The organism is Natronolimnobius baerhuensis (assembly GCF_002177135.1).
Taxonomy (GTDB): Archaea; Halobacteriota; Halobacteria; order Halobacteriales; family Natrialbaceae; genus Natronolimnobius; species Natronolimnobius baerhuensis.
In genome coordinates, this window is sequence record NZ_MWPH01000003.1 from 577390 (window position 1) to 590542 (window position 13153).

Sequence of the window (13153 nt, forward strand, 5' to 3'; positions counted from 1 at the left end):
GTCCATCGATATCGGCGGCGTCGTCTTTCGGTTTCGTTGGCACTCCCCACGACACTATCTCGCACGTTCGACCATACCATGGTAATTGAATTCGTTGTTAGTCCCAAAGGAGAAGTATTTTTAGACAGGACTAAACATCGGCTCGTGTATGCTGTATTCCAACCACAGCAGTTCACTTCGCATCGATACGACCAGCAATGACGCACGCGAGCGACTGCCGACGCTCGAGGAAGTAGTGCTCGATCTTCTCGAGGGCGAATTTGCCGGCGTGATCCGCTCACACATTCGAGGTGAGGTGTATGGGGGCTGCTAGCGACCCCGACCTCGAGTTTCACGCGGATCGTGTTGGCGAGGTGACTGACGACGAGTACGTTGCGGTCACGCAAGATACGTTCGTCGAGATGGCAATCGACGAGTTCCGTCGGTTCGAACCGCTCGACGATGAAACGACTGTTTACTACCTGTACGTCACCGACAACGCTGATCGCCTCGTCGGCGTCATGTCGCTTCGGGAGTTGCTCAACGCGCCGGAGGACGACGTCGTCGAGGAGCACATGATAACCGATCTCGTCACGATCAACGCGGACGCCGACCCCGAACTGGCGGCCGACGAAATGGCCGAGCGGGAGTTCCCGGCGCTGCCGGTCGTCGACGACGACGGCTACCTCGTCGGTGTGCTTCGAACCGACGACATGCTCGACGTTGTCGAGGAAGAGGCCACCGAAGACATCCTGAAAAGCGCCGGCTTCTCGTTCGCCGACGTCGAAGAATCCCGAAGTTCGGCGATCCTCGAGTCCTCGATTCCGCGGATTCTCAGACTCAGACTCCCGTGGCTGATCGTCGCACTCGCCGGCGGGTTACTCGCCGGTGGGGTCATCGACTTCCACGAGGAAACGCTCGAGGGCGTCGTTGCGCTCGCTTTTTTCGTGCCAGTGATCATGGACATGGGCGGTAACGTCGGAACCCAGGCGTCGACGATTTTCGTCCGCGGACTGGCGCTTGGCCAGATCGACGACCGAAACGCGATGAAGTACTTCGCACGGGAAGGACTCATCGGCTTGCTGATCGGCCTCATCATCGGCTCGATTGGTGCCAGTGCAGCCTACGTCTGGCAGCTGAACGAGCCGTTCGCGACCGAACTCGCAATCGTCGTCTTCGTCGGCCTCGTCGCCGTCTGTGTCGTCGCGTCGGTCGTCGGCTACGTCATCCCGTGGGTGATGAATAAGCTCGGCTTCGACCCTGCCGCGGCGTCTGACCCGCTGATAACGACCGTCAAAGACGTGACGGCGCTGTTGATCTACTTCGGACTCGCATCCGTGTTGCTGGGCGAGTTACTGTAGCAACAGGGCGCTGCGAACGCACTGGCCTTTTTTCACGCTCGAGAGGGCACTCGAGGTGGTTGATCCAGCACGGACGATTGTTTCGTACGCAGACGACCACGACTGTTCACAGATGGTGTTCGGCAGCCACGGCTGCGAAGGACTCGCGCGATTCCTGCTCGGTAGTGCCGCCGAAACTGTCGTCCGGCGCTCAGCCGTTCCAGTCACAATGGTCAGACCCGAGGCGTAATCAGCCGACAAGCGCGAGCAGTCCCCACGCGAGGGCAATCCCTCCGAGCGAGAGCCCCAAATTCCCGCCCGCGTTCACAACAGCGAGCCGCCGATCACCGCGCTCCCAGAGTTGTACCGTTTCGACGGAAAACGACGAGAACGTCGTAAACGCGCCACAGGCACCGATTCCAACCAACTGGATCGTCGACTCACCAGCGCCTGCGAAGATCGCGAGCGCGAAGACGAAACTGCCGATCACGTTCACCGCGAGCGTCGGCCACGGGAACCGCTCGCTCGAGAACTGCAGGTACACCAGATGGCGCAAGACTGCTCCAATCGCGCCGCCGAAGCCGACGAGATGAGCCGACTCGAGTTCGAGACCGATGGAGAGAGTTGCGACCGACTCGAGGGCACCACTCATGCAGTCTCACCGCCTGTCGGCTGTGACCCCGTGGTGAGCCATCGAACGAGTGCCCGACTTGCGAGGACGCCAGCGAAGCCAAGTCCGTAGTTGCTGGCGACAATGGCGACGAGCAACAGCGGTTCGGCGGGGCCAGCGTCGACTGCGGTCTGGACCGCAAACGTGCTGTAGGTCGTCAGCGAGGAGAGAAAGCCGGTCGTAAAGACGAGTCGCGACTTCCGCGAGAGGATGTCGACGTACTCGGCTTCGTACGCAAAGAGGCCGAGCGCGAAGCTTCCGAGCACGTTCACGAGCAAGACGGCCTGAATATCCGAGAGCGCGCCGAGTGCGAGAAAGCGCAGATTCGCCCCGACGAAGCCGCCGATAGCGATCAATGCGAGCGTCTCGAGTCGGACGAGTGGGTGGGATGGGGGTGCTGCCATGGGTTGAAGGCAGGGACCGTCAGCCACGCTCGAGGGGTGTCGGTCGCCGAGAGCGGCAGTTGGGTCAGGCGGGCCCCATCGCCCGAATACGTACTCGAGACTTCTCAGAGCGACCATATGAGAATTTCGAAAGCCGATAGTGTCGTGGCGGGCCACGAGACCGAGACACACACGACAGTCGGAGGGAAAGACCCAAGTTTAGACTCCATCTAAACCAGATATGGCCGACTCGGCGACCGGCAGACGCGGGTTTGTTCGCGCCTCGTGGGCGAATGTCCTCGGAAACGCGGTCAAAATCATCGTCGAGGGAGCGGTTGGATTGGCATTCGGCAGCATGGCCCTGCTCGCGGACGCGGCGCACTCGATTGCGGATCTGGTTGCAAGCGTCGTCGTCCTCGTCTGGGGGCGCAGTTCCTTCGACGAACCGGACGACACCCACCCGCACGGGCACGACCGGATCGAACCCCTTACTGCGCTGTTCGTCGGCAGCGTCATCGCTGTTCTCGGGTTGAACCTCCTCTATGAATCCGCTCACGGACTCGCCTACGGGATCGATGTCACGTTCAGCCCGTTGTTACTCGGCGCGCTCGCGTTCGCAATCGCCGATATGTACCTCGTCTATCGCTACACCGAGTACATCAACGCTGACCTCGGGTCGACCGCACTCGATGCGCTGGCAACGGACTGTTTGAACGATATATTCACCTCGTTTGCCGCCGTCGTCGGCGTCCTTGGCGTCCTCTTTGGCATCCCGATGTTAGATCCAATCGCTGGCGGTCTCGTCAGTATCCTCGTCATCTATCAAGGGATTTCGATTGGCCGCGAGAACGTCGACTATCTCATCGGGGCTGCACCCGAGTCGGAGAAACGACACGAAATCACCGAGACGCTCCGTCGCGATCCCGCTGTCGAGGGCGTCCACGATCTCACGGTCTTCTATGATGGCACCGTCCTCGAGGTCGAGGTCCACGTCGAAGTCGACGGCGATATGCCGTTTCGGCAGGCCCACGATATCGAATCCGACCTCGTCGATCAGTTACGGGACATCGAGGACGTCGGTGATGCACACGTCCATCTCGACCCGTCGGGTATCGGCGAGTGGAAAGACCAACGGGACGACTGACGGTTTCACGTCTACGTCTGCTCGAGCGTGCGCTGTTCGAGGGGTGGTGCTGTCGATGTGGTCGCTGATGCAGACTCACCGGACGCTCCGGGTTTTCTATCAGAATCGCTTGCATAGTCGTCCGTTCGGGTCGCCTCGTCATCCGCACTGCTCCGGCAACGCTGTGTCGACGCTCGAGGCAGTGTAATCGCGAAGACGCTCCCCTCAGGGCTCGTCTCGACGAGGTCGACTGTGCCGCCGTATCTGTGTACCAGAATGCGGACGAGATAGAGACCGAGGCCGTGGTTGCTCGATTTGCGGTCGAACAGCGTCTCGCGTTCGCTTTCGGGAATTCCGGGGCCGTCGTCGGCGATGGTGACAGTGACAGTTTCCGGTGTCGTCTCGACGCTGAGATCGACGTGGGGGCACTCGTTGTCGTTGTGTTCGATTGCGTTCTCGAGGACGTTTGTGAAAATTCGCTTGAGCCCGTCGTTGCCGTCGACAGTGATCGAGGCAGGAATGGTGGCGTTGATCTCAGCGTTGTAGTTGGTTTGCATCGCTGACACGGTCTCTGTGAGCAGCGTCGAGAGGTCGACAACTGTTGACTGGTCCGATCTGGCGTTCGCCTCGAGCATCACGCGAACGTCGTCGATCACCGCCTGCAGTGACTCGGTTTCGCGATTGATCGTCTCGAGGCGGGCCTGTCGCCGGGTAGTCGGTGGCTCCTCGAGCAACAGGGAGGCGTGGCCGCCGATGATTTGGGCGCTGTTTAAGACCTCGTGTCGCAGCAGGTCGTTTAGGTACGCAAGCACCTGCCGTTCTTCGTCGAGTTGGTCGGCACGCACCGCTGCGGCCGTCGCTTCGACTTCGCGCTGGACGGCGCGGGCTTCGACGTAGCCAACGGCAAAGCCCCCAACTGCACCTGCGGTGACGGCAAAGTGTGTCCATGCGAGGGCGACAACTGGGTCGTGCCAGGGGAAAATGAGCATCGTCGGCAGCGTCACAGCAAGCAGTCCGACTGCGCCGCCGAGACACCACGCAATCGGGCGAGCGTAGCGATCAGTGTCGATATCACTTTGCTCAAGGCGGTAGCCACCCCAGGCCAGTCCAAGCGTCGGCATGCCGACGGTTCCAAGCGTCAACAGGAGGGCGGGGACGTCAGCAGGTGAGAGAAAGCGGTACCACCAGCCAAGCAGTGCCAGCCCCGAGAGCAGGCTAAAGCCGATAACTAATCGGGGTGAACGGGCCTGTGACCGAAGCCGATGGCGTATCTTACGATTCATGCGAACATTGATCACACGGGGACTGTTCTAATCTACAACTACCCTGGGGGGCTAAAAATCTTCATACGTCAGTGGTTCCGGTCCAAGTATGCCGAGAAACTCCTTTTCGCGCCTTCTATTGCAGATATTACTGTCTAAGAGGTGTTTTTATCCGGCTTGCCGACACGGTAGCTGTATGGACACAGAGGTCGGATCCGTCCGCAACGTCACCACTGGCGACTGTTCGGACCTGTACTACGTCGACACTGGCATGTACGAGACGCCCGGCTACGGCGCGGCATACATTCTCGATGCCGACCAGCCAGCGATTGTCGAGACCGGTATCGGCACGAACCACGAGTTCCTTCTCGAGGCGCTTGCCGACCTCGAGATCGACCGCGAGGAGGTCGCCACAATCGCGGTGACACATATCCACCTGGATCACGCGGGCGGGGCTGGCTTCCTCGCGGAGGCCTGTCCCAACGCGTCGGTGTACGTGCCCGCAGCGGGTGCGAGTCTGCTGGCCGACCCCGGTCGCCTCGTCGCCGGAACGAAAGCCGCTGTCGGCGATCAGTGGGAGTTCTACGTCGAACCCGAGCCAATTGATGAGGACCGGATCGTCGAGATCGAAAACGGCGATACAATCGACCTTGGTGACCACAGCCTGTGCGTCCACGGCGCTCCCGGGCACGCGTTTCATCAGGTCGTCCTCGAGAACCCCGAAAACAACGCGGTCTTTACCGGCGACGCCGCCGGCATCTGGGTGCCCGACCGCGAGCGAATCGTCGAAACCTCCCCGCCCTCGGACTTCGATCTCGAGGGCTGTCTCGCTGACCTCGAGACGATTGCGGAAATCGACCCCGACGTCTTGCTCTACACGCATTTCGGCCCGCGAGACGTGAGCGACGATCTCGAGGACGCTCTCGAGACGTACGCGGACACCCTCACAGCGTGGGTCGAGGCAGTCGAGGACACACACGCAGCACTCGAGGACGACGAGGCCGTTGTCTCCCAGTTCGCCGAGTCAGTTGACGCCGAACTGGTTGACGTGTGGGGAGCGCGGAAGGCTCGCGCCGAAGCAGTAATGAACGCTCGAGGCGTTCTCGACGCGCTCGGGGAGTGAGACAACGCCGGGAGAGACGTTGCTGGACACTCCCGAATAAACATGGCCGGCGATGACTGTAGTTTCATCATGTTTTATCGTACGGGAGGTCGTCACATACCGTATGAACTGGTTGGACGCCGAACGCGAGTACGAGGACGAAGTAATCGGCGAGACGACCCTCGGACGCCTGTTCGAGGATGCCGCAGAGCGAAATGCCAACCGTCCGGCCCAGCAGTACAAAGGCGGCGTCGTGGATCGGTCACTGACCGAGTCGGTCATCCCCGCCGCAGCGCCGGGTGAGTTTCGCCCGCTCTCGTACGCCGAGATGCGCGATATCGTCCGCATGCTTGCGGCCGGCTTTCGCGACCTCGGCATCGAACGCGGCGACCGGGTTGGCCTCTTTGCCAACACCCGAATGGAGTGGGCCCAGTGTGACTTCGCACTGCTCAGTGCCGGCGCCGTCGTGACGACCGTCTATGCCGACTCCTCGCCGTCGAAGATCGAATACCTGCTCGACGACCCGAACGCCTCGGCCGTCATCGTCGAAGACCAGCAGCGACTTGAGCACGTCCTCGAGATCGAAGACAATCTTGACCTCGAGTTCATCGTCTCGATGGATCGACTCGAGGGCGAGGTCACGGAGCGCGAGGACGTGTTGACGCTTGCTGACGTCTATGAACGTGGCGAGGAGACGTTCGACCTCGAGACGTACCAGGCGTGGGTCGACGCACCGGCGATGGACGATCTGGCGAGTCTGATCTACACGAGCGGGACGACGGGCAAGCCAAAGGGCGTCCAGCTCACCCACCGTAACTTCCGGGCGAACGTCAACCAGATCCGCAAGCGATTCGGGCCGCGACCGGAGAGAAGCGACGACGTGCCGGTCCTCGACGAGAACTCGCTTGCGGTTTCGTACCTGCCGCTGGCACACGTTTTCGAGCGAACGGCGGGACACTTCGTGATGTTTTCGTCGGGTGCCTGTGTCGCCTACGCCGAGAGCCCGGATACCCTACAGGAGGATTTCAGCCTCGTCCAGCCGTCGACATCGACGAGTGTGCCACGCGTCTACGAGAAGATTTACGACCGGATTCGCGAGCAGGCAAGCGAGTCGGGAGCCAAACAGCGGATCTTCGAGTGGGCAACCGATGTCGGCGTGAAACACCACCAGGCCGACAACCCGGGTCCAATTCTGAACGCCAAGCGCGCGCTCGCGGACAAACTCGTCTTCTCGACCGTTCGGGAGGCGCTTGGCGGCGAGATCGAACTCCTGATCAGCGGCGGCGGCAGCCTCTCGGCCGAACTCTGTGCGCTCTATCACGCGATGGGGCTGCCGATCTACGAGGGTTACGGGCTGACTGAAACCGCTCCTGTGATTACCGTCAACCCACCCGAAGCGCCGAAAATCGGGACAATCGGACCGCCAGTTGTCGACGTCGATGTCGCAATCGACGAAACTGCCGCCGACCAGTCGGCGTTCGAGGACGACCCCGGCGAGGTCGGCGAACTTCTCGTGAAGGGGCCGAACGTCACTCGCGGCTACTGGAACAAACCCGGGGCGACGGAACGGGCGTTCACCGATGAGGTCCCAGGCGGCGGCTCAGACGCCGCTGCCGATTCCGACGCTGACGAGCCAACCGAACCCATGGGTGCTGACGGCGCCACTGCCGGCCAGTGGTTCCGAACCGGTGACATCGTCCACAAACGTCCCGACGGCTACCTCGAGTTCCGTGATCGGACGAAACAGATCCTCGTGCTCTCGACGGGTAAGAACGTCGCGCCCGCGCTAATCGAGGATCAGTTCGCGGCGAGCGAGATTATCGAGCAGGCGATGGTCGTCGGCGACAACGAGAAGTTCGTCGGTGCGTTGCTCGTGCCGAACACGGATCACATTCGCTCGTGGGCCGACACAAACGACATCGACCTGCCTGACGATCCACAGGCGATGTGTGATGACGACCGCGTCCGCGAGTACATCCGCGAGGACGTCGACCGCGCGAACGAGGAGTTCGAAGACTACGAGCAAATCAAACGCTTCGAACTCGTTCCCCAGGAGTTCACCGAGGAGAACGAGATGCTCACACCGACGATGAAGAAAAAGCGCCGCGTCATCATGGACCGCTTTGCGGACCGGATCGACCACATCTACGACGAGGACCGCTAAGGACTGCGCTACCGCGTTTCGTCGTCCGACTCGTCATCTCCCGGCGTCAGCGTCTCCGAAATCTCGAGTGGGCCTTCGATGATTCCCTCGACGAGGTCGTCAGCGCCGACAGTGTCTTCGACGAGCGATTCGACTGGGTCGTCATCGTCGGCCGGAGTGAGTCGGTCTGGGTCTGTCATCACCCATAGCTTTGGCTGCGACACGGTTGACTGTTGGGTTCACATAGTTTGGGTCTCGAGGCGAGTCGGTGTCTCCACAAAAGTTATACCACCATCAGCGAGTGCTCGGGCATGGTCCGCCACCGTTTTTCGTACGCCCGGACGACCGAAGCCGCCATCTTTCCTGGCACGACCGTCCGATACCACTACCGAACCGGCGACTCGCTCGCGACCGTCGTCGAGCGAACCGACCGATTCGTGACGTTCATCGGCCCCGACTGCGACGGTCGCTTCACCCACGATCAGATCGACCGCCTGATCGATGACGACCGCCTCGAGGTCGTCCTCGACGACGAGTATCACGTCCCTGACGACGAGCGGCCCGTCCTCGAGTGACCGCTCGAGGTCAGTGTTCGCCGGGCAGAATATCCCCAAGCGAGCCACCGATTGCCATCGCGGTGAAGATCACCGACACCTGACAGAGATCAACCCAGGGATCGGCCCACGTGACGCGCCCCCATAGCGTCATCATCCCTGCGGCGGTCACGAAGGCGATGGCGAGCACCCAGACGGGGCGGCGCGGAACCACGCCGAAGTAAGGGTCGGTCACCCGCACATCGCGAAAGTCCGCGACGTAGAGGATGCCGACGACCAGCGCGACCGCGAGCGCGATGTTCACACCGAAGTACGCTGGCGTCGCCGCGAGAAACTCGCCGATCTCGAGAACGCCATCTTCGACGAGTAGCGGCATCCCGATGACGACGCTGCCGACGAACGCCTCCGCTTTATCTTTGCCCGTAAACTCGGTGATCACTCGGCTGACAGTGCCGTTACTCGAGAGGCGGGCGGCGAGGCGCTTTGTTCGACGAACCTCTCGCTGCTCGTCTGCGTCGTCGACCGTCTCTTCTAAGGTCTCGAGTTGCTCGTACAGATCATCGATTGTTGCTCGCTCCTCGGACGAGTCGCCCGATTTCGTCATACGTCCCGTGGCTGGCAGACTGGCTTAAAGCCGGTTTTTTCGTTCGGTCCGAAGAATGTGGCGTCGGAACCAGACCGGTGAGTCATCGACGTGAGTGGTGTAACCGGTAGTTTTAGCGCTCTCCGTCTCACACTATCGACCATGAAACACGTCCGCGGACCGCTGTGTACGATTGACGTCGGTGATCGAACGACGGAGACGGACGCTATCGACGACATCCTCGAGTCCTCACTCGGTGGCCGCGCACTGGGTACGCGTCTCGCACACGACCGAATTCCGTTCGACGTCGACCCGCTCGGTCCCGAGAACCGACTCTACTTCGCGACGGGGCCGCTCCAGCATTCAAGAATGAGTTTTACCGGGCGGATGTCCGCAACTGGCGTCTCGCCGCAGACGGATGGCCTGCTCTCTTCGAACGCGGGTGGCTTCCTCTCGAGGAATTTCACCGGAACCGGCTACAGTGCTGTCGAGATCACCGGCGCGAGCGACGAGTTGGTGATCGTCCACGTCACCGACACCGGCGTCGAGTTCGAACCTGTCCCGGACCTCGAGGAAGCCACCGTCTCAGAGACCTGTGACTACATCGACGACGAACACGACCTCGGGGCAGAGCACACGGTCGTCGTCGGCCCCGCAGGCGAAAACCGGGTTCGCTACGCCTCGATGATGACCTCGCGCGAACGGGCGTTTGGCCGGGGTGGCCTCGGCGCGGTTCTGGGGTCGAAGAACGTCAAGGCGATCACGTTCGACGGGGACTCGACCCACGACGTCGAGATTCCGTCGCTACAGATGGAGGTCCACGGCGAGGCTGCCCAGTCCGACCACATTATGCGGGACCAGGGGACGACCTCGGTCGCCGAGTACGCGAATCAGGTCGAGGCGCTGCCCACACACTACTTCTCGGAACTCTCCTTCGAGGGGATCGACGGCGTCAGCGGCGACCGCGTCGAGGAGAAAAAGTATCAGAAAGGGACCTGCTCGGCCTGTGCCTTTGCGTGCAAACTGCCAACTCGAGACGAGGACTCCGGCCTCGAGACCGAAGGCCCTGAGTACGAGACGCTGATGGCCTTTGGCCCGAACTCGGGCGTCGACGACATCGTCGACGTGATGCACTCGAACAAACTCTGTGACGAACTCGGTCTCGATACCATTTCGGCAGGCGACTCCGTTGCGGCGTATCTCGCGAGTGAAGACGAGTTCGGCAACGCCGATCTGATTCATGAACTGGTCGAGAAAATCGCCTACCGCGAGGGGATCGGTGACCAGCTCGCGGAGGGCGTCGCCCGCTTCCACGACGACCTTGGCGTCGAAAACTGGTCAGTCAAGGGCATGGAGTTTTCCGCCCACGACGGCCGCACGCTCAACGGTCAGGGACTCGCCTTCGCCACGTCCAATCGCGGCGCAGACCACATGTACGCCGAGTTCTACCCCTACGAGTACCCACTCGTCGACGCCGACGACGCCTTCCAGAAGGAGGGTCTCGAGGGCAAACCACCCAAACTCGTCGAACTCGAGAACATCAATGTGATCAAAGACAGCGCCGTGTTGTGTAAGTTCTCGCGGGATTTCGTCACCCCTGATCGCCTCGAGACACTGCTCGATGCCGACTACGAGGACCTGCTCGCACTCGGCGGCGAAATCGTCTCGCTCGAGCGTCACTTCAACAATCAGCGCGGCTTCGACCGGAGCGACGATACGCTCCCCTACGAGGACCAGATTCCAGGCTTCGAGGATGGCCTCGATGCGTACTACGACGAACGCGGCTGGAACAGCGATGGCACCGTTCCCGAAGTCGCACTCGAGCAGGGCGAGGACGGTTCTGGGACGGCAACAGCCGAGTAATCAAGGGGACTTCCAGTCAGCGACGGTGTGTCGCGACGTGGTGTTTACTTTTCAATCGAGTGCGTGACGTCCGTCAATGCCTCGGGCTCGAGTGGTTTTTCCATGCAGGCGTCGACTTTCGCTTCGACATCGGTCAACTTGAGATCGGCCCCCTGTTGTGAGCCGGAGAGGACGATGACGGGAATGTCTTTGACGTCCCCGTTCATTGCGGCAAGCACTTCCTCACCGTCCATCTGCCGAAGGTGCAAATCGAGCAATATCAGATCTGGCCGCGGTGCATCAGCGTATTCGCCACGCTGGTGTACGAAGTCAAGTGCGTCAGCGCCGTCAGTAACGACGTGTAGCGTCGGCTCCATCTCGGCCTCCTTGAGGAGTTCTTTTGTGAGCCGAACATCACCCGGATTGTCTTCTACTAAAAGTATTTCGGCTACGTGCTTTGGAAGCCCCATTATCACTCCGGATGCGATTGACGGGTTTAAGGGTTCTGTCGCCCCAGAATCTAACTCATCACGTCTTGAGTGTTTGGTATTACCATGAATTATTCTTCCCAGTCATGCAATTCCTCGTCAGCATCGTCATCGGTCTCGCCTCGAGTCCTGTCGTCCTCGTCGGTTTGCGATGCCAGTCGCGTGTCATCGGCCCGTGAGGGGTGAATCTCGAAGACAGTCCCGCTCTCGTCTTCCTCGTCGCCACGATACGGGTCCTCGTCCGGATCGTAGAACAACTCGCTGCGCTCGAACAGGTAGATGAAAAAGCCAAACAGCGGGACAAGAAATGTAATCGCCGTCCACTTCATTCGCGGCTCGAGGCCCACTCGACCGGCGTCGTAGTAGGTAAACGCCGTCAGCGCGAGATGCCAGGCGAGCGGAATCCCGATGATAGCCGCCAGCAGGAGCCTGCTCATACAGGTACTATGGCTCGAGGCTACTAAACTGACGGCCTCTTTGCGGTTTCGCCCGTCCAACAGCCCGTTCAGTTGACGTTGAACTCAATCGCCGCTCCTTGACCAAAGCCGACACACAGCGTCGCCAGTCCGAGGCCGCCGCCGCGCTTTGTGAGTTCGTGAATCAGCGTCACAGGCAGGCGTGCGCCCGACGCTCCCAGCGGGTGCCCGATTGCGATTGCGCCGCCGTTGACGTTGAACGTCTCGGGATCGACACCGAGTTCGTCGCGCGAGTAGATCGCCTGACTCGCGAAGGCCTCGTTAAGTTCCACGAGGTCGTACTCCTCGATATCGCGGCCGTTGCGCTCGAGCAGGCCGCGCGTCGCCGGAACCGGGCCAATGCCCATGACAGTCGGATCGACGCCGGCGACGTTGTTCATCCCGACTTCGGCGAGAATCTCGAGGTCGTGTTCGTCGGCGAAGGCTTCGCTGGTGACGAGCAACGCGGATGCACCGTCGGAAATTTGAGAGGCGTTGCCGGGCGTGACGGTGCCGTCGGATTTGAAGACTGTGGGGAGGTCAGCAAGCTTTTCGGCCGTAGTGCCGGGGCGCAGGCCCTCGTCTTCGGAGACGGTACCGTCCTCAGTTTCGATTGGGACGATTTCGTCGTCGAACCGGCCCGATTCGGTGGCGTCGACGGCGCGCTGTTGGCTCCGTGCGGCGTACTCGTCCTGTTGCTCGCGCGTGATGTCGTATTCTTCGGCGACCTTCTCGGCGGTCATGCCCATCTGGAGTTCGCCGACGTTGTACAGGTCGGCCATTCCTGGATGGACGCTACCCATGTTATCGCCCATCTGGACGCGACTCATGTTCTCGACGCCGCCGGCGATGATGGCGTCTCGGTTGCCGGCCGCGATAGCGTCTGCGGCGGACATGATGGACTGCATCGAGGACGCACACCAGCGGTTGATCGTCGTCGCGGGCACGTTCTCTCCGAGTTCCGAAAGGAGCGCAATGACGCGGGCGACATTGTTTCCCTGCTCGCTGCGTTGCTGCGCACAGCCCCACATCAGATCGTCGATTTCCTCGCCTGAGAGGCCTGTTTCTGCGAGAATCTCGTCAATCAGCGGCACCGACAGATCCTCGCTGCGGACGTCCGCAAACGCGCCGTCTTCTTTCCCCTGTGGCGTTCGCACTGCTTTCACGACGACTGGCGTCTGTGTCATACGCTATCAACGCCCCTCAGGAACTTAAAATCGGCAGAACTC

General features: G+C 61.1%; 16 protein-coding genes. 8 read left to right on the forward strand and 8 right to left on the reverse strand.

Annotated elements, in window-relative coordinates:
- Positions 1-148: 148 nt before the first annotated feature.
- The 3 genes from B2G88_RS19685 to B2G88_RS15365 are packed head-to-tail and all read left to right on the forward strand — an operon-like array spanning position 149 to position 1569.
- Positions 149-313 carry a hypothetical protein gene (locus B2G88_RS19685; protein WP_054863642.1) on the forward strand — a complete coding sequence of 55 codons (165 nt, stop codon included), beginning with the start codon at positions 149-151 and terminating at the stop codon, positions 311-313.
- Positions 300-1340 carry a magnesium transporter gene (mgtE, locus tag B2G88_RS15360; RefSeq protein WP_087715252.1) on the forward strand — a complete coding sequence of 347 codons (1041 nt, stop codon included), beginning with the start codon at positions 300-302 and terminating at the stop codon, positions 1338-1340. The genes B2G88_RS19685 and mgtE overlap by 14 nt, the downstream gene beginning before the upstream one ends.
- A gap of 10 nt (positions 1341-1350) precedes the next feature.
- On the forward strand, positions 1351-1569 hold the full coding sequence (locus B2G88_RS15365; RefSeq protein WP_087715253.1) for a universal stress protein: 219 nt from the start codon (positions 1351-1353) through the stop codon (positions 1567-1569).
- On the opposite strand, the gene B2G88_RS15370 is transcribed toward B2G88_RS15365, so the two are convergent.
- Both B2G88_RS15370 and B2G88_RS15375 read right to left on the reverse strand, forming a co-directional pair.
- Complete coding sequence (locus B2G88_RS15370) at positions 1570-1971, reverse strand: fluoride efflux transporter FluC (RefSeq protein WP_054863641.1); 402 nt, start codon at positions 1969-1971, stop codon at positions 1570-1572.
- Positions 1968-2393 carry a fluoride efflux transporter FluC gene (locus tag B2G88_RS15375; RefSeq protein ID WP_054863640.1) on the reverse strand — a complete coding sequence of 142 codons (426 nt, stop codon included), beginning with the start codon at positions 2391-2393 and terminating at the stop codon, positions 1968-1970. The genes B2G88_RS15370 and B2G88_RS15375 overlap by 4 nt, the downstream gene beginning before the upstream one ends.
- Positions 2394-2613: 220 nt before the next feature.
- Between B2G88_RS15375 and B2G88_RS15380 the strand changes: the two genes are divergently transcribed.
- The gene (locus B2G88_RS15380; protein ID WP_054863639.1) at positions 2614-3516 is read left to right on the forward strand and encodes a cation diffusion facilitator family transporter; all 903 of its coding nucleotides are present in this window, start codon (positions 2614-2616) and stop codon (positions 3514-3516) included.
- 11 nt (positions 3517-3527) lie between these two features.
- Here the strand turns inward: B2G88_RS15380 and B2G88_RS15385 are convergent, their stop codons facing one another.
- Positions 3528-4778 carry an ATP-binding protein gene (locus B2G88_RS15385; protein ID WP_087715254.1) on the reverse strand — a complete coding sequence of 417 codons (1251 nt, stop codon included), beginning with the start codon at positions 4776-4778 and terminating at the stop codon, positions 3528-3530.
- 175 nt (positions 4779-4953) lie between these two features.
- Here B2G88_RS15385 and B2G88_RS15390 point away from each other — a divergent pair, with 175 nt between their 5' ends.
- Both B2G88_RS15390 and B2G88_RS15395 read left to right on the forward strand, forming a co-directional pair.
- On the forward strand, positions 4954-5880 hold the full coding sequence (locus B2G88_RS15390) for an MBL fold metallo-hydrolase (protein ID WP_087715255.1): 927 nt from the start codon (positions 4954-4956) through the stop codon (positions 5878-5880).
- Positions 5881-5983: 103 nt separating this feature from the next.
- Positions 5984-8023 (forward strand): AMP-dependent synthetase/ligase, encoded by a 2040-nt coding sequence (locus B2G88_RS15395; RefSeq protein ID WP_087715256.1) that lies wholly within the window; start codon positions 5984-5986, stop codon positions 8021-8023.
- Between the two features lie 8 nt (positions 8024-8031).
- On the opposite strand, the gene B2G88_RS19690 is transcribed toward B2G88_RS15395, so the two are convergent.
- Entirely contained in the window at positions 8032-8202 is a 171-nt protein-coding gene (locus B2G88_RS19690; RefSeq protein ID WP_176393263.1) for a hypothetical protein, read from the reverse strand.
- 111 nt (positions 8203-8313) lie between these two features.
- Between B2G88_RS19690 and B2G88_RS15400 the strand changes: the two genes are divergently transcribed.
- Positions 8314-8577, forward strand: coding sequence for a hypothetical protein (locus B2G88_RS15400; protein WP_054863638.1), 264 nt, complete (start codon positions 8314-8316; stop codon positions 8575-8577).
- A gap of 10 nt (positions 8578-8587) precedes the next feature.
- On the opposite strand, the gene B2G88_RS15405 is transcribed toward B2G88_RS15400, so the two are convergent.
- The gene (locus B2G88_RS15405; RefSeq protein WP_054863637.1) at positions 8588-9160 is read right to left on the reverse strand and encodes a DUF2391 family protein; all 573 of its coding nucleotides are present in this window, start codon (positions 9158-9160) and stop codon (positions 8588-8590) included.
- A 141-nt stretch (positions 9161-9301) separates the two neighbouring features.
- Between B2G88_RS15405 and B2G88_RS15410 the strand changes: the two genes are divergently transcribed.
- Positions 9302-11002, forward strand: a complete 1701-nt coding sequence (locus B2G88_RS15410; RefSeq protein ID WP_087715257.1) for an aldehyde ferredoxin oxidoreductase family protein — start codon at positions 9302-9304, stop codon at positions 11000-11002.
- 44 nt (positions 11003-11046) lie between these two features.
- On the opposite strand, the gene B2G88_RS15415 is transcribed toward B2G88_RS15410, so the two are convergent.
- The 3 genes from B2G88_RS15415 to B2G88_RS15425 all read right to left on the reverse strand — a co-directional run bounded on the left by B2G88_RS15415 (position 11047) and on the right by B2G88_RS15425 (position 13111).
- On the reverse strand, positions 11047-11451 hold the full coding sequence (locus B2G88_RS15415; RefSeq protein ID WP_054863636.1) for a response regulator: 405 nt from the start codon (positions 11449-11451) through the stop codon (positions 11047-11049).
- Between the two features lie 89 nt (positions 11452-11540).
- On the reverse strand, positions 11541-11906 hold the full coding sequence (locus B2G88_RS15420; protein ID WP_087715258.1) for a PLD nuclease N-terminal domain-containing protein: 366 nt from the start codon (positions 11904-11906) through the stop codon (positions 11541-11543).
- A 68-nt stretch (positions 11907-11974) separates the two neighbouring features.
- A complete protein-coding gene (locus B2G88_RS15425) occupies positions 11975-13111 on the reverse strand; it encodes a thiolase family protein (RefSeq protein WP_087715259.1) in 1137 nt (378 codons plus the stop codon).
- Positions 13112-13153 lie beyond the last annotated feature (42 nt).